Below are 460 nucleotides of genomic sequence, written 5' to 3'. Positions count from 1 at the left end.
GCTCGTTATTAGCAATTTTCGTGCGAAACAGAATAATGTTTCAGAATTTAAAAGTAAAGCTTGACAGCACTCAATACCGCCGTGACCACTTATCACTCTATGCCTTCGTTGATAGACACATTAATGATTTAAGTATCCACACTTTGAGTGGTCTTGTAGAGGCAGGAAAATTTTACGAATTGGTTCTGAGATGGGGGACCTTTATTGTTGAAACGTTTTTTGATAATCAAAACATTGTTTTTTTGGAAAGTAAGCAATGTGCTTAAGTAAAGTTTTCTGCCTTTCCACCTGAACGTTTCGGTGTTATCCACGGTACAGTCGTTAATGTAGGCGCTACAGCGCGCTATGATAAAGAAATTAATGGTGCCTACGCTGTTTTAATCAAAATTGACCAAGATCACATCACTTTGAATAACAAACATCTTAAATTTATCCCTGGCATGACTGTGACAACGGATGT

Annotated in this window: 2 pseudogenes; both read left to right on the top strand. The window is 37.6% G+C overall.

From position 1 onward, the window contains the following. Positions 1 to 266 (top strand): annotated as a pseudogene (locus tag J7R05_RS09415) (hypothetical protein); the annotation flags it as partial. Between the two features lie 12 nt (positions 267 to 278). After that, positions 279 to 460 (top strand): annotated as a pseudogene (locus tag J7R05_RS09680) (beta-barrel domain-containing protein); the annotation flags it as partial.

The organism is Bartonella capreoli (genome assembly GCF_902813205.1).
Lineage (GTDB): Bacteria > Pseudomonadota > Alphaproteobacteria > Rhizobiales > Rhizobiaceae > Bartonella > Bartonella schoenbuchensis.
Note: the sequence above shows the minus strand (reverse complement) of the source record. Positions and strands in the feature narration are given on the sequence as shown.